This window comes from Bacteroides uniformis (assembly GCF_025147485.1).
GTDB lineage: Bacteria > Bacteroidota > Bacteroidia > Bacteroidales > Bacteroidaceae > Bacteroides > Bacteroides uniformis.
In genome coordinates, this window is the sequence record NZ_CP102263.1 from 801,180 (window position 1) to 820,673 (window position 19,494).

16 protein-coding genes and 1 tRNA gene are annotated in these 19,494 nt (G+C 47.5%); 9 read left to right on the plus strand and 8 right to left on the minus strand.

The features are described 5' to 3' along the window. The 5 genes from murC to NQ510_RS03115 all read left to right on the plus strand — a co-directional run bounded on the left by murC (window position 1) and on the right by NQ510_RS03115 (window position 5,559). A complete protein-coding gene (murC, locus tag NQ510_RS03095) occupies window positions 1–1,446 on the plus strand; it encodes a UDP-N-acetylmuramate--L-alanine ligase (protein WP_005830401.1) in 1,446 nt (481 codons plus the stop codon). Then, complete coding sequence (locus NQ510_RS03100) at window positions 1,439–2,176, plus strand: cell division protein FtsQ/DivIB (RefSeq protein WP_005830403.1); 738 nt, start codon at window positions 1,439–1,441, stop codon at window positions 2,174–2,176. Before murC ends, NQ510_RS03100 begins: the two co-directional genes overlap by 8 nt. A gap of 83 nt (window positions 2,177–2,259) precedes the next feature. Continuing rightward, a complete protein-coding gene (gene ftsA, locus NQ510_RS03105; protein WP_005830405.1) occupies window positions 2,260–3,693 on the plus strand; it encodes a cell division protein FtsA in 1,434 nt (477 codons plus the stop codon). A gap of 33 nt (window positions 3,694–3,726) precedes the next feature. Beyond that, complete coding sequence (ftsZ, locus tag NQ510_RS03110) at window positions 3,727–5,040, plus strand: cell division protein FtsZ (protein ID WP_005830408.1); 1,314 nt, start codon at window positions 3,727–3,729, stop codon at window positions 5,038–5,040. Window positions 5,041–5,109: 69 nt separating this feature from the next. Continuing rightward, window positions 5,110–5,559 carry a GatB/YqeY domain-containing protein gene (locus tag NQ510_RS03115; RefSeq protein WP_005830410.1) on the plus strand — a complete coding sequence of 150 codons (450 nt, stop codon included), beginning with the start codon at window positions 5,110–5,112 and terminating at the stop codon, window positions 5,557–5,559. Window positions 5,560–5,896: 337 nt separating this feature from the next. On the opposite strand, the gene recO is transcribed toward NQ510_RS03115, so the two are convergent. Continuing rightward, complete coding sequence (gene recO / locus NQ510_RS03120; RefSeq protein ID WP_005830412.1) at window positions 5,897–6,625, minus strand: DNA repair protein RecO; 729 nt, start codon at window positions 6,623–6,625, stop codon at window positions 5,897–5,899. Between the two features lie 289 nt (window positions 6,626–6,914). Between recO and NQ510_RS03125 the strand changes: the two genes are divergently transcribed. From NQ510_RS03125 to gyrB, 3 genes are all read left to right on the plus strand, one after another. Further along, window positions 6,915–6,986: transfer RNA gene (locus tag NQ510_RS03125), tRNA-Glu, on the plus strand. Between the two features lie 40 nt (window positions 6,987–7,026). Then, a complete protein-coding gene (gene rpsT / locus NQ510_RS03130) occupies window positions 7,027–7,281 on the plus strand; it encodes a 30S ribosomal protein S20 (protein ID WP_005830420.1) in 255 nt (84 codons plus the stop codon). Between the two features lie 205 nt (window positions 7,282–7,486). After that, window positions 7,487–9,448: a DNA topoisomerase (ATP-hydrolyzing) subunit B gene (gene gyrB, locus NQ510_RS03135; protein ID WP_005830422.1), complete on the plus strand. Its 1,962-nt coding sequence runs from the start codon at window positions 7,487–7,489 to the stop codon at window positions 9,446–9,448. Window positions 9,449–9,572: 124 nt separating this feature from the next. Here the strand turns inward: gyrB and NQ510_RS03140 are convergent, their stop codons facing one another. After that, window positions 9,573–10,154, minus strand: coding sequence for a DUF3109 family protein (locus NQ510_RS03140; protein WP_005830425.1), 582 nt, complete (start codon window positions 10,152–10,154; stop codon window positions 9,573–9,575). A gap of 112 nt (window positions 10,155–10,266) precedes the next feature. Next, window positions 10,267–11,781: a 2,3-bisphosphoglycerate-independent phosphoglycerate mutase gene (gene gpmI, locus NQ510_RS03145; RefSeq protein WP_005830427.1), complete on the minus strand. Its 1,515-nt coding sequence runs from the start codon at window positions 11,779–11,781 to the stop codon at window positions 10,267–10,269. A 211-nt stretch (window positions 11,782–11,992) separates the two neighbouring features. Here gpmI and NQ510_RS03150 point away from each other — a divergent pair, with 211 nt between their 5' ends. Then, complete coding sequence (locus NQ510_RS03150) at window positions 11,993–12,919, plus strand: magnesium transporter CorA family protein (RefSeq protein ID WP_005834540.1); 927 nt, start codon at window positions 11,993–11,995, stop codon at window positions 12,917–12,919. 109 nt (window positions 12,920–13,028) lie between these two features. Here NQ510_RS03150 and NQ510_RS03155 read toward each other — a convergent pair whose 3' ends face one another. The 5 genes from NQ510_RS03155 to NQ510_RS03175 form a co-directional block, all read right to left on the minus strand. Then, on the minus strand, window positions 13,029–13,394 hold the full coding sequence (locus NQ510_RS03155) for a transposase (RefSeq protein ID WP_005830433.1): 366 nt from the start codon (window positions 13,392–13,394) through the stop codon (window positions 13,029–13,031). After that, window positions 13,391–13,723 (minus strand): DUF4372 domain-containing protein, encoded by a 333-nt coding sequence (locus NQ510_RS03160; protein ID WP_005830435.1) that lies wholly within the window; start codon window positions 13,721–13,723, stop codon window positions 13,391–13,393. The genes NQ510_RS03155 and NQ510_RS03160 overlap by 4 nt, the downstream gene beginning before the upstream one ends. Before the next feature lie 442 nt (window positions 13,724–14,165). Next, a complete protein-coding gene (locus tag NQ510_RS03165; protein ID WP_005830440.1) occupies window positions 14,166–17,885 on the minus strand; it encodes a glycosyl hydrolase 2 galactose-binding domain-containing protein in 3,720 nt (1,239 codons plus the stop codon). A 12-nt stretch (window positions 17,886–17,897) separates the two neighbouring features. Further along, window positions 17,898–19,076 carry a glycoside hydrolase family 26 protein gene (locus NQ510_RS03170; RefSeq protein ID WP_229031906.1) on the minus strand — a complete coding sequence of 393 codons (1,179 nt, stop codon included), beginning with the start codon at window positions 19,074–19,076 and terminating at the stop codon, window positions 17,898–17,900. Between the two features lie 24 nt (window positions 19,077–19,100). Next, window positions 19,101–19,481, minus strand: coding sequence for an IPT/TIG domain-containing protein (locus tag NQ510_RS03175; protein WP_005830444.1), 381 nt, complete (start codon window positions 19,479–19,481; stop codon window positions 19,101–19,103). Window positions 19,482–19,494 lie beyond the last annotated feature (13 nt).

Sequence of the window (19,494 nt, forward strand, 5' to 3'; positions counted from 1 at the left end):
ATGAATAAAAATATAAGCAATAGTAACTCATCTCCCCTCCCTACGGGGGAGGGGCAGGGGGTGAGGCTTGAAGCCATTCGCTCCGTTTATTTCGTCGGTGCCGGCGGCATCGGCATGAGCGCTCTGATACGCTATTTCCTCTCTAAAGGAAAGACAGTAGCGGGCTACGACCGTACGTCGAGCGAACTGACAGAACGTCTGATTACGGAAGGAGCACAGATACACTACGAAGAGGATATCAACCTTATTCCGGAGGAGTGCAAAGACAAGGCAAGCACGCTCGTGGTCTATACCCCCGCCGTGCCGCAAGAGCATGCAGAACTGACCTATTTCCGTGAAAACGGTTTCGACATACATAAGCGCTCCCAAGTATTGGGCATCATCACCCGCAGCAGTAAAGGTCTGTGCGTGGCAGGTACGCATGGCAAGACTACCACCAGCACCATGGCTGCCCACCTGCTGCACCAGTCACACGTGGGCTGCACCGCCTTCCTCGGAGGCATTTCGAAGAACTACGGTACGAATCTGCTGCTTTCCGCCACCAGCCCTTATACCGTTATCGAAGCGGATGAGTTCGACCGCTCCTTCCACTGGCTATCGCCCTGGATGAGTGTCATTACTGCCACCGACCCCGACCACCTGGATATATACGGCACCAAAGAAGCCTATCTCGAAAGCTTCCGCCACTACACCACGCTTATCCAGCCGGGCGGCGCCTTGATTCTGCACAAAGGACTGGAAATGCAAGCCGACGTACAACCGGGCGTCACCACCTATACCTACTCGCGCAACGAAGGCGACTTCCATGCCGAGAATATCCGCATCGGAAACGGTGAAATCTTCATCGACTTCGTGGCGCCTGACACCCGCATCAACGATATTCAGTTGGGTGTTCCCGTCAGCATCAACATCGAGAATGGTGTTGCCGCCATGGCACTCGCCCATCTCAGCGGTGCCACCGACGAAGAAATCAAGCAAGGCATGGCAAGCTTCCGCGGAGTGGACCGCCGTTTCGACTTCAAGCTGAAGAATGACCGGATTGTATTTCTCAGCGACTATGCCCACCATCCGGCGGAAATAGCCCAAAGCGTGAAGTCCGTCCGCGAGTTGTACCAAGACAAGAAGATAACCGTCATCTTCCAGCCCCACTTGTACACCCGTACTCGCGACTTCTACCGTGACTTTGCAGACAGCCTTTCCCTATCCGACGAGGTGATTCTGACAGAGATATACCCTGCCCGCGAGCAACCGATTCCCGGCGTGACGAGTCAGCTGATTTATGACAACCTCCGCCCCGGCATCGAGAAATGCATCTGTAGGAAAGAAGACGTCCTCAGCCTCCTCGCCCAAAAGCACACCGAAGTATTGGTAGTGCTGGGAGCCGGAGACCTGGACAACTATGCGCCCCAAATCACCCAACTATTATCAGAAAAATATCATGGTTAAAAGGATTCTACTTTCTATCGTTCTGTTGCTTGTCATTGCTTACCTGGTAGTGGCTGTCACAGCTTTCAACCGCAAGCCCACCTCGCAGGTGTGCCAAGACGTGGAACTGGTGATAAAAGACACGGTATATGCCGGCTTCATCACGAAGAAGGAAGTAGCTACCCTGCTGGAAAAGAAAGGCATCAGCCCCATTGGGAAAGACCTGGAACGCGTGCGTACCAAGACCTTGGAGCGCGAACTTGCCAAGCATCCCCTCATCGACCAGGTGGAGTGCTACAAAACCCCGAGCGGCAAGCTCTGCATCGAAGTGACCCAGCGCACCCCCATCCTGCGCGTGATGAGCGCCAACGGCGAAAACTACTATCTGGACAACAAAGGTACCGTGATGCCCCCCGATGCAAAGTGCGTTGCACACCTCGCCGTTGTAACCGGAAATGTAGAAAAGTCGTTTGCCATGAGGGATTTATATAAGTTTGGTGTATTTTTGCAAAAGAATTCTTTTTGGAATGCACAGATAGAGCAAATTCACGTATTGCCCGGCAAGAACATCGAGTTAGTGCCCCGTGTCGGCGACCATCTTATCTATTTAGGCAAGATTGCCGGATTCGAGAAGAAGCTGAAACGTGTAAAGGCATTCTACGAAAGAGGATTGAACCAGGTGGGTTGGAACAAATACTCCCGTATCAGCGTTGAATTTGATAATCAAATCATCTGCACAAAGAGAGAGTAGAGAAAGGGATTTACTAATAGTCCTTCTTTATCAAAGCGCAGCAAATAGTAAATTGTAAATAGTAAAATAGTAAATAAATAGATATGGCAACAACAGATTTCATCGCCGCTATCGAGTTGAGTTCTTCCAAGATTTCCGGTATCGCAGGAAAGAAGAGCAGTGACGGAAGTATCCAGGTGTTGGCTTATGCACGCGAAGATGCATCCCCGTTTATACACAAAGGGGCCATCTACAACATTGACAAGGCCGCACAAGCGCTGACTTCCATCATCAACAAGCTGGAAGGCCAGTTGAACAACTCCATCGCCAAAGTATATGTAGGCATCGGCGGACAATCATTGCGCACGGTGAGGAATGCGGTAAGCCGTACGCTGGAGGAAGAGAGCATCATTTCGCAAGAACTGGTAGACGAGATTTGCGACGAGAACCGTGATGTACCCTTGGTAGACATGAGTGTGCTGGATGTAGCCCCGCAAGAATACAAGATAGACAACACGCTGCATGTGGAGCCCGTAGGAGTTGCCGGAAGATACATCACCGGGCAGTTCCTCAACATCGTGGCGCGTGCCTCGCTGAAGAAGAACCTCGAACACAGCTTCGAGCAAGCCAAAGTGGAAATTGCCGACGACCTGCTCGTGGCTCCCACTGCGTTGGCCAAAGCCGTGCTGACCGAAAACGAGATGCGTTCAGGCTGTGCACTGGTGGACTTCGGTGCCGACACCACCACCGTGCTGGTCTATAAGAACAATATCCTGCGCTACCTCAGCGTACTGCCGCTGGGTGGAAACAACATTACCCACGACATCACTTCCCTGCAAATGGAAGAGGAAGATGCCGAGAAGCTGAAACTGCAATACGGTGATGCCCTCTACGAGGAGGAAGAAGACGCCGAGACCCCTGCCGTATGCACGTCGGAAGACGGCCGTACCTTCGAACTGGCCCTGCTGAACAATATTATCGGAGCACGTGCAGAAGAAATTCTTGCCAACGTATGGAACCAGTTGCAACTTTCCGGCTACGAGGACAAACTTTTCTCCGGTGTTGTATTCACCGGTGGAGGAGCCAATCTGAAGAATCTTGAGAAAGCCTTCCATAGAGTAAGCAAGATTGAAAAGGTAAAGACCGCCAAGTTCGTACAGACCACCGTCCACACACGCAGCGACGAGCCCAAGAAGGACGGCATGCACAACACACTGCTGGGCCTGCTGGCTGCCGGCAACGAGAATTGCTGCCTGCAAGAGGTGAAGCCGGTGCAGCAGCCTGCCTCCAATGTTCCTCCCAAACCGGTCGACATATTCGTTGACGACGAAGCGCTGAAAGAGCAGGAAGCCGCCGCACGCGCCGCCAAGGCACAGCGCAAGAAGGAAGAGAAAGAACGCAAGGAGCGTGAGCGCAAAGAAAGGGAACTGCGCGAAAAGGAAGAAAAGAAGAAGAAAAAGAAAGAAGGCCCCAGCTGGTTCGAAAAGACTTTCAACAAGCTTTCCAACGAAATCTTCTCGGACGACGATATGAAGTAATAATGTGATAATGTGCCAGAAAATTAAGTTATTATGGAAGATATAGTACAATTCGATTTCCCGACCGATTCACCGAAAATCATTAAAGTAATCGGTGTAGGTGGAGGTGGCGGCAATGCCGTGAACCATATGTACCGGGAAGGTATACACGACGTGACGTTCGTACTGTGCAACACAGACAACCAAGCGTTGAAGGACTCTCCCGTGCCCGTGAAGTTACAGCTTGGAAAAGAAGGCCTGGGAGCCGGAAACCGCCCTGCCCGTGCCCGCAAGGCAGCAGAAGAGAGCATCGAAGACATCAAGAATATGCTGAACGACGGCACCAAGATGGTATTCATCACTGCCGGAATGGGCGGTGGTACCGGTACGGGTGCCGCACCCATCATTGCACAAACCGCCAAGGAAATGGACATCCTGACCATCGGCATCGTCACCATCCCTTTCCGCTGGGAGGGCGACAAGAAGATAGACCAGGCACTGGATGGCGTAGAGGAAATCAGCAAGCACGTAGATGCCCTGCTGGTCATCAACAATGAAAAGCTGAGCGAGATATACAGCGAGCTATCCGTAGACGACGCGTTTGACAAGGCCGACGACACCCTTTCGGTAGCCGCCAAGAGTATTGCCGAAATCATCACCCTGCATGGAAAGGTGAACCTCGACTTCAACGACGTGAAAACAGTGCTGAAGGACGGCGGCGTAGCCATCATGAGTACCGGCTACGGCGAAGGTGACAACCGTGTCAGCGAAGCCATCAAGAACGCGCAGCACTCGCCGTTGCTGAACAACAACGACATCTTCAACTCCAAGAAAGTACTCCTCAACATCTCTTACAGTGCACAATACAAGCTGATGATGAGCGAGATGGACGAGGTGAAGGAGTTCATGAACCGTTTCAGCCGCGACTTCGAAACCAAATTCGGTATGGCCATTGACGACAAGCTGGAACAGAAAGTGAAAATCACCCTGCTTGCCACCGGTTTCGGTATCCAGGACATCCACATGAAGGAGATGGACGACCGCATCACCCAGCGTACCGCCGAAGAACAGCAACGCCTTGCCGAGCTGGAGGAGGAAGAGGAACAGAGACGAAACCGCCGCGAAGTGTACTATGGCAAGGATGCCAATGCCCGTTCCCAGCGCAGCCGCCGTCGCCATATCTATCTCTTCAATCCCGAAGACATGGACAACGCCGACATCATCAGCATGGTAGAGAATTCTCCGACCTATCTGCGTGACAAAAGCACGCTGAACAGCATCAAGATGAAGGCAGAGCAGGAAGGGCAGCTCGCCACCGAAGCCGCGCAAGAGGCAGAAGGCGGTGCAGGGGGAGTCATCACCTTCTGATTTTTCCGTTCCCGATATGTAAAACCATCCTCCTCCCCTTCGGGGGAACAGGAGTAAACCTATAACAATATGGATTTATTTGAAAAAGTCAGCGAAGACATTAAAACAGCCATGAAAGCCAAAGACAAAGTGGCTCTCGAAACATTGAGAAACGTAAAGAAAGTATTCCTTGAAGCCAAAACCGCTCCCGGAGCCAACGATACCCTGAGCGATGCAGATGCTTTGAAGATTATCCAAAAACTGACCAAGCAAGGCAAAGACGCCGCTGAAATCTATGTACAGCAAGGTCGCCAGGACTTGGCAGACGATGAGCTGGCACAAGTAAAGGTGCTTGAAACCTATCTGCCCAAGCAGATGAGCGCCGAAGAACTGGAGGCAGCCTTGAAGGAAATCATAGCCGAAGTCGGCGCCACCAGCGGCAAGGACATGGGCAAGGTGATGGGTGTAGCCAGCAAGAAACTTGCCGGACTTGCCGAAGGCCGCGCCATCTCAGCCAAAGTAAAAGAGTTGCTGGGATAAAGAAATACACTTCCCCTATCATATAAGCCGTGCTTCAACAGAGGGACTCAGCGTCCAAAGTCTGTTGAACACGGCTTTTTACATACCAATCCATATCCTCCCCCACAAGAGATTATACGCTATCTATCAACGCATTATATTTACCGACCGTTTACCATAAGATGTAAAAGCCGTTACCTAATGATGTAACGAAGGTTACCCTATATTGAAACGGTCGTTACCCTATATTGTAACGACCGTTACAGCTTATCGTAACGACCCTTACAGCAGTAAGTAAAACTCCCTACTCCTATAATAAAGGCAGCGCACACTTATTGGGCCGTTACATCGACGATAATCAATCAAAAAGCTCCTTCAATACCTCAAGTGATTTCAATACCGGGAAATCCGGCAGATGCAGACGATAATATTCATTCACAATGTTCAGGCAGCGGGTACGCTCCAACCGGTTCATGGTGAAAAGATGCATCGTTTCATAATTCATGCGCATCAGCTGTGTCAGGCGGGCCGCCTCCTCGGGAGCGATGTAATTGGAATGGAGCTGCGGACGCAAGGGAGTGAAACAAGCATTCTGCAAATCGAAGTAATCTCCGGCATGATAATCCTCCAGGTTGGGATACAAACCGAGAAAACGGGAAAGGCGCATCAGGAAGACCAGATGGAAATTGGCAAACCCCTCCCTGCATTCATCCAGCCAGATGACGGAATGATACAGATAAGCAAACAGCGGACGGTTCTCTGCCTCCTCCCGGACGGCGCGATAAAGGAATTCCGAAAGAAACAAAGCGATGGCAGATTTGTAGGGATCGTAGGGAAGCGTGGCGAAAGGATAAAGAGACTTCGCCTCCTTCACCTTATATATAGTGGCATTAGGACGGAAATCGGCTTCAAGTTCCACCAATGCCAGCGGCTGGAAGAGTACCGGCTTCACCGCCGCCTTGCGCGAACGGGGTATGGACACCATGAAGGAAGCCCTGCCAGCCACCTCCGTATAGATGTCTGCAATGAGAGATGTATCCTTATATTTCAAGGTATGCAGCACAATTCCCAGTGTTTTCTGTAACATTCCCGATTTCTTTATCTGGTTTCAATCTGATAACAAAGCTACAAAAAAAAGCCCGAAAGAAGAGAAACAAAAGGAGAAGAATAAAAAAACAAGGTAAGGAGTGTAAAAAAGCAAAAGCACGTATCGCACTGATTTTCAATAAACAAAACGTTAACCTAGGACAAAAAGCAACAAAAAGCTATATTTTTTTCTTGCGAATGTTTTGGTAATTCAAAAATAGTTTCTACCTTTGCATCCGCAAACGAGAAATAAAGGCTCTTTGCAAGAGCGGAAACGCTCACCAAAGGATGGCCCGTTCGTCTATCGGTTAGGACGCAAGATTTTCATTCTTGAAAGGGGGGTTCGATTCCCCCACGGGCTACAAAATAAAAAAATAAACGAATTAAAAAAGATTAGTCGAGATGGCAAATCATAAATCATCACTGAAGAGAATCAGACAAGAAGAAACAAGAAGACTTCACAACAGATATTATGGCAAGACCATGAGAAACGCTGTTCGTAAGCTTCGTGCTACTACAGACAAGGCTGCAGCAACAGCAATGTATCCGGGTATCACAAAACTGTTGGATAAATTGGCTAAGACTAATGTAATCCACAAGAACAAGGCTAACAACCTGAAGTCAAAATTGGCTATCTATATCAACAAGCTGGCTTAAGTTGACTGTTACACAAAAGATATTACAAGGCTGGACTTTTTAGTCCGGCCTTTCTCATTTATACCTCTCTATTTACCTGCTTCCACACAAGTTTCTTTTCTGTGCTAAAAAGCTGTAAACTACCCGAATTTATCCGTTTGTTTAGCACCATATCCCGAGGATTTTCACTATATTTGCTCTGTTATTACAATAAGGAAAAAAGATTATGACTGAAGAACAGATTCACTCCAATAACGGGAGCTATTCTGCCGAAAACATCCAGGTACTGGAAGGTTTGGAAGCAGTGAGAAAGCGTCCCGCGATGTATATTGGCGACATTAGCAGCAAAGGACTTCACCACCTAGTGTACGAGGTTGTGGACAACTCCATCGACGAGGCACTTGCCGGCTATTGCGACCACATCGAAGTCACCATTAACGAGGACAACTCCATCACCGTACAAGACAACGGACGTGGTATCCCGGTAGACTATCACGAAAAGGAAAAGAAATCCGCACTGGAAGTTGTAATGACCGTACTGCATGCCGGAGGTAAGTTCGACAAAGGTTCCTACAAGGTATCGGGAGGTCTGCATGGTGTAGGTGTATCTTGCGTAAACGCCTTGTCTACACATATGACTACCCAGGTTTTCCGTAACGGAAAAATCTATCAGCAGGAATATTCCTGCGGACATCCGCTCTACTCCGTCAAGGAAGTGGGCACAACAGACATTACCGGTACACGCCAGCAGTTCTGGCCGGACGATACCATCTTTACGGAAACAGTCTACAACTATGATATTCTTGCCACCCGCATGCGCGAGTTGGCTTACCTGAACGCAGGCATCAAGATTTCACTGACCGACCTTCGCGTAAAGGACGAAGAGGGAAATGCCAAGAAGGAAATCTTCTACTCGGAAGAAGGCCTGAAGGAATTTGTGCGCTACGTAGACTCCTCACGCGAGCACTTCATGAACGATGTAATCTACATCAACACCGAGAAGCAAGGCACACCGGTGGAAGTAGCCATCATGTACAACACTTCTTATAACGAAAATGTACACTCTTACGTAAACAACATCAATACCATTGAAGGGGGTACCCACTTGGCAGGTTTCCGCCGTGCACTGACCCGTACATTGAAAAAATACGCCGAAGACAACAAGATGCTGGAGAAAGCCAAGGTAGAGATTGCAGGCGACGACTTCCGCGAAGGATTGACTGCCGTTATCTCCATCAAGGTGGCAGAGCCTCAGTTCGAAGGACAGACCAAGACAAAGCTGGGTAACAACGAAGTGATGGGTGCCGTAGACCAGGCTGTGGGCGAGGCCCTCACCTACTACTTGGAGGAACACCCGAAGGAAGCCAAGCTGATTGTAGACAAGGTGATTCTTGCCGCCCAGGCACGTATCGCCGCACGTAAGGCACGCGAATCCGTACAACGCAAATCGCCGATGTCCGGCGGTGGCATGCCCGGTAAGTTGGCCGACTGCTCCAGCAAGGACCCGGAAGAATGCGAATTGTTCCTCGTCGAGGGTGACTCGGCAGGCGGTTCAGCAAAGCAAGGCCGTAACCGTGCGTTCCAAGCTATCCTGCCGCTTCGCGGTAAGATTCTGAATGTGGAAAAGGCCATGTGGCACAAGGCATTCGAGAGCGACGAAGTAAACAATATCATCCAGGCGCTGGGCATCCGTTTCGGCGTGGACGGTGAAGACAGCAAAGAAGCGAACATTGACAAGCTGCGCTACAAGAAGATTATCATCATGACCGATGCCGACGTCGATGGTTCTCACATCGACACGCTGATTATGACGCTTTTCTTCCGCTACTTCCCGCAAGTCATCCAGCAGGGTTGCTTGTACATCGCCACTCCTCCCCTTTACCTTTGCACCAAAGGCAAGGCGAAAGAGTATTGCTGGACAGACCAGCAGCGCCAGAAGTTCATCGACACTTACGGCGGCGGTTCGGAAAACGCAGTACACACCCAACGCTACAAAGGTTTGGGTGAAATGAACCCGGAACAGTTGTGGGAAACCACCATGAATCCGGAAAACCGCATGCTGAAGCAGGTGCATCTTGAAAATGCAGCCGAAGCCGACTATATCTTCTCCATGCTGATGGGTGAAGACGTGGGCCCGCGCCGCGATTTCATCGAAAAGAATGCAACGTATGCAAATATTGACGCTTAATAAATAACCAACCTCACATCTTACAACGAGGAAGCCCCGGACGGGCAGGATAATCCTGCTGACCGGGGCTTTTCCTTTATCCCTCTTCTCCTCCAAAGAAGAGGTTCGTCTCCGCACGGAAGAACTATAGGATTCCTTGTTTTTTCATCTCTTCCACTACCAATTCCAGCTCTGCATACCAGTCCTCACCAAACTTACGGATAAGCGGCTCTTTCAGAAACTTGTACACGGGCAGATTTTCCTTTTGCCCCAACAGTATAGCGGCTTTGCAGACATCCCAACGATGATAGTTCACTGCCTTATAGAGTCCGTAGTTCCCCACCCTTATCGGATAGAGATGACAGGATATGGGTTTGTAGAAGTTGGTCCTACCCTCACGGTAAGCCTTTTCGATGGCGCAATAACAACAGCCTTTATCATCATAGCAGGTAAAGACACAATCCTTGTTGTTCACAATAGAAGTCACCAGGTCACCTTCACAATCGGTATAGACCACACCTTGCTCCTCTATCACGGTGCGGGCTTCGGGAGAAAGCTCGTCCCAAATCAGCGGAAGCACCTCTTCCAGTTTCTCCACCTCGTCCAGCTCTACGGGAGCACCGGCATCGCCCTCAATGCAGCAAATCCCCTGGCAGGCACCCAAGTCACACAAGAACTTCTCGCGCAAGACATCGAAAGAAACCACAACATCACCAATCTGTATCATAATCGTTCTATTGAAAAAAGACGCGGATTATCCGGATTGCACAGACTCAACTTTAAGAGCATCCGTGGAATCCGTATAATCCGCGTCTAAATATTGTTACGGCTTTGACGCCTTACTTAATCAAATCCTTACCAGTCATTTCGGCCGGCTGCTCCATACCCAAGATATGCAGGATAGAAGGAGCTACGTCAGCCAATACACCGTTCTCAACCTTGGCGTCCTTGTTTGCAGTAACGTAAACGAAAGGAACGGGGTTCAGAGAGTGGGCAGTATTCGGAGTACCATCCTCATTCAGAGCATGGTCGGCATTACCGTGGTCGGCGATGATGATTACTTCATAATCGTTTGCCTTGGCAGCCTCAACGGTGTCTTTCACACATTCGTCGATGGCTTTCACTGCCTTCTCGATAGCTTCGTAGATACCGGTATGTCCCACCATATCACCATTGGCGTAGTTCACCACGATGAAATCGAACTTCTGGGTCTTGATAGCTTCAACCAACTTGTCCTTCACCTCGTACGCACTCATTTCAGGCTTCAAGTCGTAAGTGGCAACCTTCGGAGAAGGAACCAGGATGCGCTCTTCAGCATCGTAGGGAGTCTCGCGGCCACCGTTGAAGAAGAAAGTCACGTGTGCATACTTCTCTGTTTCGGCAATGTGCAGCTGGGTCTTGCCATTGGCAGCAAGATATTCGCCCAATGTGTTCTGTACATTCTCCTTATCAAAAAGGATATGTACACCCTTGAAGCTGGCGTCATACGGAGTCATGCAGTAGAACTGCAGGCCCGGAATGGTTTGCATGCCTTGTTCGGGCATATCTTGCTGGGTGAGGACAACGGTCAATTCCTTGGCACGGTCGTTACGGTAGTTGAAGAAGATTACAACATCACCTTCCTTGATGGTACCGTCGAAGCCACCGTTCACAATCGGCTTGATGAATTCATCCGTAACGCCTTCGTCGTAGGACTCCTGCATAGCCTGGACCATATCCGTAGCGACCTTCCCTTCACCGTTTACCAACAAATCGTAGGCAACCTTCACACGCTCCCAACGTTTGTCACGGTCCATGGCATAGAAACGTCCCACGATGGAAGCAATCTTGCCGGCAGACTTCTCACAATGGGCAGTCAGCTGCTCAATGAAGCCTTTACCGCTCTTCGGGTCGGTATCACGACCGTCCATAAAGCAGTGGATGAAGGTATTCTCGATGCCGTATTCCTTGGAAATATCGCAGAGTTTGAACAAATGGTCAAAAGAGCTGTGCACGCCACCGTTGCTGGTCAGTCCCATAAAGTGGATATTCTTGCCGTTTTCCTTTGCATATGAGAAAGCAGAAACAATTTCCTTGTTCTTCAGGATGCTGCCATCGGCACAAGCACGGTTAATCTTCACCAAATCCTGGTAAACAATGCGTCCGGCACCGATATTGAGGTGACCTACTTCAGAATTACCCATCTGTCCGTCGGGCAAACCAACGTTTTCACCGCTTGCCTGAAGCTCGGAATGCGGATAAGCTGCCAACAGACTGTCCCAATACGGAGTAGGTGTATTGAAAATCACATCATCTTTGCCTTGATCGCCGATGCCCCAGCCATCAAGAATCATTAAAAGGGCTTTCTTACTCATAATATTAATCGAATTTAATTGTATAATCTTTTTGTATAATACAAACGTTCTTTATAGTAGGAACCTGTTTTTGCGCTGCAAAGGTACAAAAAACAGCTGTTAAAGCGTACTGTTTCAAATGATTTATGTATTTTTGATTTGATATTCACCAATAAAACGAACGGAGACGTTGACTGCAATGCCTCTGTTCCAACCTGAAAGGAGGCAAACAATGAGAAAGTATCTCTACAGTGAAAACGGCTTCACTGAAAAGGCCGAATGGCAACCCAACTGCTGGGTCAACGTAGAATGCCCGGACAACGATGATTTCAAATTCCTTACCGAAGAGCTGAAAGTTCCCGAATCATTCTTGGAAGACATAGCCGACGTGGACGAGCGCCCGCGTACGGAAACAGAAGACAACTGGCTGCTGACCATCCTCCGCATCCCGATGCAGAGCAACCAACGCGGCGTGCCGTTCATCACCGTGCCCATCGGCATTATCACCAATGACGGAATCATCGTTTCTGTCTGCTATCACCACACGGAGCTGATACCGGACTTCATCCAGCACACACGCCGGAAGAACATAGTCGTCAACAATAAACTGGATTTGATTCTGCGAATCATCTACTCTTCTGCCGTCTGGTTCCTGAAGTATCTGAAACAGATAAACAACGACGTGGCCACCGCCGAAAAAGAGCTGGAGAAAAGCATCCGCAACGAAGACCTCCTGCAACTGATGAAGCTGCAGAAGACGCTGGTCTACTTCAACACTTCCATCCGTGGCAATGAAGTGATGATAGGACGGCTGAAAAACATCTTTCAGGACACCAATTATCTGGATTTGGAATTATTGGAAGACGTGGTCATCGAGTTGAAGCAGGCATACAATACCGTGAACATCTACAGTGATATCCTGACGGGAACCATGGACGCCTTCGCCTCCATCATCTCCAACAATGTGAATGCCATCATGAAACGTATGACAAGCCTCAGTATTACACTGATGATTCCCACGTTGATAGCCAGTTTCTACGGCATGAATGTGGACATCCACCTGGAGAGTTTTCCGCACGCGTTTATTTTCATCATACTTTTGTCGGCAATATTATCAGCAGTGACATTCGTATGGTTCAGAAGGATTAAGTGGTTCTAAAACTGTTATACACATGAATACACCATTCGTTTATGAGGCCGTAAACCTTATTGTCAAGTCACTGACAACACCAGTTTGTTGATCCACTTCATGTTATCTTTAGCTCTAGTTACATAGAATGCATTACGCTTTTGAAAGTAGTTATAAAGCCGATAGAAACATAACCTTTATCCAAAAGATAATAAGCTTCTGGCTCTACGGAGATTACATCAAGCCCATTCATGTCATAGACTTTTCCTTCTGTAAGCCATATGAAAGTAGGAATAGAACCACGAAGATTTATCAGAGTGTGCATCTTGAAAGTTCCTTTGTTATGATGAAACTTAGCCCAAGGGTAAAGGTTCAAACAAAGTTTCATGGTGCTACTGTCAAAGGCGTATACCTTTTCTTTGAGACCAATTCTGAAATAATCATCCTTATACAAATCGCTTGCTCGCTTGATGAGAACCTGTGCAAAATCTTTATAAATTTTCATTCATCTCTGCAAGAGTGGATTTGTGTATGAGCTTCAATCCCCGAATGATAAAGCTTAGAAGAGAATGCGGTAAGGGTAGCTTCTACTGCTCGAAGACTAGATCTCCTTGTGAACTGAGCATAACTCATAACCATGAACTGGTCACGACAAGTGAACTTCTTGGTTTTGTAGTCTCCGTTATATTTGTCAATACATTTTTCAAGTTCATAATCAGGAACAAGATCTATGATTTGAGCAAAGGCAGTCTTTCCGTTTGGCATGATGAATCTAAATAAGAGGATTACATCTACCAAAAGTATGGATTCTCTATCAAAAATTTGACAAAGCATTATAAATTATTGAATATTAATTAAAAGTGTTTCGGAATCCTATTCCGGACACTAGTGAATTAATTTCTAAAAAAGATAGGGGAACCATATCTTCACAGACACGCTTCCCCAGATATGAATTTAAATCCAGAAAATACAACTGAAATGAATCCATTCATTATATTGTTGGTACAAAATGCAACGAAATGCATTTTTCACACTCAAGAATCATGAATTTCCCCTTCTGTAAGAACATAGCCTTTACAATTTCGAAGGAACAATACAACATAATTCCACATTTTGTATATCTGTTTTGTGTTTGTCAAACAGCGATATTGAATATCGTTGTTTATTTCTGAACTTTCAATCTGCCTTTCATGGCTTCGCTAAAGAATTTCAGACCTTCAGTGGGTTCATATCAATTCTTTATTATTATGGATTGATGGTATATATTCACAGATACTCATAAATTGAACCCTAATACCTCCAATACAGGCTTCTCACCATATGTATCAGCATCATAAAGCCGTATATCCACTTCTTTTACTTCTCCGGGAAGTAATGAGAAATAATTGTCGGAATAGAATACAGGAAGCAGCATCCTACCTGATTTCTCACCTGCCACCTTTAAACGGAGCATCAGAGCCGGTGTCCGGGCTTCATTCTTCAAAACAGCCCTTATGAGCCATTCCTTACCGGTCTTCTTTACGGTAACATTTTTGCATACCGACACTTTTGGAAGCTGTAACAGAGACTTGTAATTACCATCTTCCTTACCCCTCCAATAGAAGTTGTCGGACAACTGTTTACCATCACTGTCCGTCAAGGACAGTTTGATAAAGTAAGTGTCAGATAAAGTTTCAGGTTGTTCAAGGGGGAAACAAGCAACCGTCTGGTCTTCCTTAATGTCTAGTTTTGTTTCCCTTGTCCATTGCAATGTCCCATCCTGATTAAAAAGCGAGGCCGTAGCAGTCAGTCCAGTCCGGTCAAATGCATGATAATTGACAACTTCTATATCGTCACGCAATGGATTCCATTGGATATGGAGCGGCTCAGAGGCCTTCTTGCAACCGAAGTATGCTGCATTCGGATCAAAATAATAATCGTAGGTCTGCCATACCATGGAAGGCCATGCTGAATGACTCATCCACAACAGCATGCCACGGCGGTGCTCACTTCTACCCTCAAAAATTGCACGATAGCCATCATAATTGATCCATTGTGCCCATTCTGCAAACTGCTTTGCATCCCGGGGGCGTCCGAATGCCTTCTCTATCATATCATTAAAAGAGGAAGCCGCTTGGGCAGATGATCCCTTTCCTCCTCCCAATGTATAATCGTGAAGGCCATAAACCGGATTGGGAGTTTCCGATGTATTCACAGGTTCTATTTTATCCGTACCAAAAGTAAGCAGCATACTTTCGTAGTTCATTACATTAGGCATCCCGCGTTCACTGTGGAATTTGTCGTGCCCATAAGACTGGAAATAGGATTTCGGGGACAGTGCTCTATACGGACCTCCACCACTTACCACCCCCATGGCTGAATTTGAGATGTAATACAATCCGGGATGTTCCCTAAACACCAATCCACGCAGATAATCATCTATTCCAGCAGGGGGATTTCCCTCGTTCCGTCCTACATAAATACCTATGGAAGGATGATTCCGGATACGCTTCAGATAATCACAAGCATTGGCATTGAACATCTCTGTATAGTAAGGATTGGGACCATCCACAGGATTGGCAAGCCAAAAATCCTGCCAGACCATAATCCCATGTCGGTCGCACGCTTCGTAGAACTCCTTGTCACCAATCTGTCCTACCCAGTTTCTTATCATGGTAAAGTTCATATCCGCATGATAAGCCACCGCAATATCATATTCCCGTTCCCGGTAATTGAGGTTTGATTCTCCGAACCCCCAATTACCTCCGAACCCTATAAAACGCCGGCCGTTGATAAACAAGCTTAAACGTCGTGGCTCACTTTGCCCGAAAGAGCCGAAGGCCAGCCCTCCACTCGGTTTATATGTATCTTCACTATAGGTCATCTGCCGCACACCGGATTTGAAAGAGGTCCTATCTGTTACCTTGCCATCAACTTCAAAACAAAATTCAACGTCGTAAAGATGAGGCGCCCCATATCCTTTCGGCCACCACAACTTGGGGTTCTCTAAATGGAGCTCCGGTATCCTTGTTGCATCAAGCTTTACCAGATGTTCTTCACAAGGCAAAAGAGTGACAGCTTGCTGAAAAGAAGCTTCTCCATAAGAACCTTTCAACATTCCTTTCACCTCGTTGTCCGAGTGATTCTTGAGGGTCAGGTCAATAAAGACATCGGCAGATGTAGTATCAGGCAATGGAAGCTCAGTACGGACAAAGGGATCTTCAATTGTAACAGCTCCATTGTATGTGAGGAAAACGTCATTCCAGATACCGATATTACGACCACGGATAGTGGGAATCCAGTCCCAGCCGATAGTAGCATGAAAAGTGGGATTGTCCGCTCCCGGAATTCCCCCATTCTGGTCTGTACTGTAAGCCGTCTGTTCCTTGATGGCCCCCGGATGAGCGTTTTTGATAATCTGTATAGCTATGGCATTCTTTCCCTTTACAATCTGCTTCGACACATCGAACTTACCTCGCATGAATGCACCGTCTATTTTTCCGATCTTTTGTCCATTCAAGAATACATTCGCTTTCCAGTTGATACCATCAAAATTCAAAAAAACATAATCTGCAGGATTGGTTACTATGAATTCATTGCGATACCAGAAATCAGAGAGAAAGAAGGATTCTGAAATTTGTAGTTGATTATCTGCAAAATTGGGATCGGGAACGGCACCGATATTCATGTAACTTGCCAACACTGTGCCAGGAACGGTGGCAGGAATCCAGCCGTTATCCGAATAACCAATTCTGGAAATGGTCTCACCCGAACCGTTAACCAGCGATGCGCGTTGCAGTTTCCAATTGCCTCCACTCAGGAACTGTCGGCTGTCTGATTCTATAGGGGCCTGCCGTGGACGTGGGACCAGTCCTCCCCTACCGAAGATCTCCACTTCACTCAGTTGATAGGGGGCTCCGGACTCTGATTCGGTAAGCAGCAAGCGGACGAAGCGGCTCCTGACCGTTTCATCCAGTTCGATAACATCCTTTTTTCCGCTTCCCCCCGGCAGGTCAACGATAGAAGTCCATATTCTGGCATCGTCAGATGCCTGGATTACTCCCTTTATGGCCTTGTTTATCCAATAGAGATTGATCTTGTCATACTCGGCTGGGGCACCCAAATCAACGTATATCCATTCTTCATCGGCAGAAGCACTTTTCCACACACTACAGAAAGAAGTGGAAGGGAGTGCGGGAACCAGACTCCCATCCTTATAAAAGTCCAGTGTATGGAACGCCCAGTCCTTGGCAGCATTCATCTTGAATACAAATCTATATGACTTATATTTCTTGACGGATTTCAGGCTTACTTCATAAGTCAGTGGACGGCCTACGCGTCTGTTGTTGAACGACATCATAGGAGGTTCTTCTGCAGTAGGCTTATAGTCATATTTGAATATTACGGGAGAAGCGCCCGGTTCTGCCTTCACGGCACTGCGTGCACCTCTCCCCCTCATTACGGCAGGTTCTGCACCAAGATAGCCATTGCCTTTAGTATTATTCAGTTCCTCCCACTCCACACCATCAGCGGTTGCATACGCCGCCACTTCATATCCTCCCAACTTTTGGCTATCAACTACCACATCTCCACGTAGCACGATCTTGTCAGTCTCTATATCCATGTTGTCAAAGTCAAACTGCAAGTAGATATCATTACCCTCAACAATATATTTAGAATCGGGCTTGTCATCAAAGAACCATTCGCGCTCATTTTTCTTCAAAGAACCGTTTTGAGTCGAAACGTTGATAATGCCGGGCTCCTCGGTACTTATGACGCCGTCTGTTACCAGTTGTGCCGTAAGGTTATAGTCATAGCTTGAAGAATGCCAGGCCGCCTTGAGAGCAGCCACATTTCTGTATGTTTCATTGTCTTCCACCAGTTCAGGCGCGAATGTCTCATCTGGGTTTCCGGGATAAATACCCACCCCCCGTGAATATTTGTCTGATGGTGCTTCGCCACAGCCGGCCAACAGAAGACCGACTGAAACGAATACCATTATTTTCTCTATTCTCATGTGTTATGGGATTTATTTAATGCTCTGAATATCCTTCAAAAACAAATACCGTTTGTTCGCTTTCATCAATTTAAGTAAGTCCTCATGCTTAGGTTGCTTCAGCCTGTTCTCATAAGCTGCACGCGCATCCGCAGGCAATTGGGCTATCTGTTCGGCCGTAAGTGGTACAAAACGCTTTCTTCCACCCCGTGGAGGAGCATTACGCCATGTAAGTACGTACGAAGTCTTATATTGGGCAAGAATCCTTTGCAAATCAGCACTGATAGGGCCGCACTCGCTCAATGCGTGCAGTTTTTGTTTTTGTTCTGCGATCTGTGTGGTAAATTTCAGCGCATTCTCTATGTTCTTGTTGAATTCATCCCCTTGCCCATACCAGTCTATGGAAAGCATGTCAATATATTCATCACCGGGGTATCCATTCAGATACTCTTCCGCTGAATAAACCTTATCCGTGTTATATGCATAAAGGATATTATGTAGTCCCTTCTCCCGCAAGAAGTTTACAGTATACCGCCACAATGCGGCATATTCTTCGGCATAGCAACGTTCGGTCCCCCACCAGAAGAAACTACCCGAGTGTTCATGGTAGGGACGGAAAATGAATGGAATCAGCACTCCTCGCTCATCACGCCATTGATGGAAATTCTTGGCAAGCCTCTCTAACCAGGAATTGAACATCTCATGATTGCAACCGCCGGGCAATATACTTCTTACCGCATTCATTCTGTCGGCAGAAAGCATCTTGACCTCCCATGCCGAACCGGCACCGTTGGGTTCTTTCACTCCCGGCCACTGTGAAGTGATGGGGTTCACGCAATGCCAGCTGACAGTGATGATACCATTTTGTCCATGGAACCAGCGCACTCTTTCAGCCATATTGGCGAATGCGACCGAGTCGAGGCTCAAAGTCCCTCCCAATTCTATTTCACCCAACTCGAAACCCGCCACAGCAGGATAATCGCCTACAGCCTCTTTGGTATCGGAACGTCCCGGTTCATACCACCAAGTATGCCCCGTCATCAAATCGTCCTGATGCCCGTACATAATTCCTTTGGATTGGATGTTCAGTAAACGTGTGAAAAGCTGTTTGGCTTCCGGAGTTGCGTCCGGATCGGCGGGTTGCCATGTCTGTGCAGGCACCGACAAGCTGACAGCAAATGCCGCCATCAAAATACTAATACTCTTTTTCATATTCATAATTTTATATGTTAAGGATTACTCCAGTATAGGGATGAACTTTTTCTCAAATACAAATTTGCGGTTGTGCAAATTTAGTACGGTCACATCAAGCTCTTCCGATGTTTGGAAACTGGGGGCAATAATTGTAATGCTGGTTGCAGATTGCGACACAATGGTGCAGATTTCCGTACCGATTGTAATACCAGTACTTGAGACAAGGTCGGAGCCCAGGTTCTCGCCCTGAATGGTGATGGCAACTCCCGGTACTGCGCTCAGAGGGCTGACTGCTGTTATCGTGGAGATTTTCCATGGAATGTCATAATTTTCAGAAAACTCGAATTCGTTGTCACTGCATCCCACTACCAATACAGCAAGGGCAAGTAGGAAGATATAGGTGAAATGTTTCATTGTTTGCATATGTCAAAAGATA

Excerpts from the sequence above, each read along its gene's own strand:
- murC (WP_005830401.1), top strand. The coding sequence starts at position 1 with ATGAATAAAAATATAAGCAATAGTAACTCATCTCCCCTCCCTACGGGG.
- NQ510_RS03100 (WP_005830403.1), top strand. The coding sequence starts at position 1,439 with ATGGTTAAAAGGATTCTACTTTCTATCGTTCTGTTGCTTGTCATTGCT.
- ftsA (WP_005830405.1), top strand. The coding sequence starts at position 2,260 with ATGGCAACAACAGATTTCATCGCCGCTATCGAGTTGAGTTCTTCCAAG.
- ftsZ (WP_005830408.1), top strand. The coding sequence starts at position 3,727 with ATGGAAGATATAGTACAATTCGATTTCCCGACCGATTCACCGAAAATC.
- NQ510_RS03115 (WP_005830410.1), top strand. The coding sequence starts at position 5,110 with ATGGATTTATTTGAAAAAGTCAGCGAAGACATTAAAACAGCCATGAAA.
- recO (WP_005830412.1), bottom strand. The coding sequence starts at position 6,625 with ATGTTACAGAAAACACTGGGAATTGTGCTGCATACCTTGAAATATAAG.
- rpsT (WP_005830420.1), top strand. The coding sequence starts at position 7,027 with ATGGCAAATCATAAATCATCACTGAAGAGAATCAGACAAGAAGAAACA.
- gyrB (WP_005830422.1), top strand. The coding sequence starts at position 7,487 with ATGACTGAAGAACAGATTCACTCCAATAACGGGAGCTATTCTGCCGAA.
- NQ510_RS03140 (WP_005830425.1), bottom strand. The coding sequence starts at position 10,154 with ATGATACAGATTGGTGATGTTGTGGTTTCTTTCGATGTCTTGCGCGAG.
- gpmI (WP_005830427.1), bottom strand. The coding sequence starts at position 11,781 with ATGAGTAAGAAAGCCCTTTTAATGATTCTTGATGGCTGGGGCATCGGC.
- NQ510_RS03150 (WP_005834540.1), top strand. The coding sequence starts at position 11,993 with ATGAGAAAGTATCTCTACAGTGAAAACGGCTTCACTGAAAAGGCCGAA.
- NQ510_RS03155 (WP_005830433.1), bottom strand. The coding sequence starts at position 13,394 with ATGAAAATTTATAAAGATTTTGCACAGGTTCTCATCAAGCGAGCAAGC.
- NQ510_RS03160 (WP_005830435.1), bottom strand. The coding sequence starts at position 13,723 with ATGCTTTGTCAAATTTTTGATAGAGAATCCATACTTTTGGTAGATGTA.
- NQ510_RS03165 (WP_005830440.1), bottom strand. The coding sequence starts at position 17,885 with ATGAGAATAGAGAAAATAATGGTATTCGTTTCAGTCGGTCTTCTGTTG.
- NQ510_RS03170 (WP_229031906.1), bottom strand. The coding sequence starts at position 19,076 with ATGAAAAAGAGTATTAGTATTTTGATGGCGGCATTTGCTGTCAGCTTG.
- NQ510_RS03175 (WP_005830444.1), bottom strand. The coding sequence starts at position 19,481 with ATGCAAACAATGAAACATTTCACCTATATCTTCCTACTTGCCCTTGCT.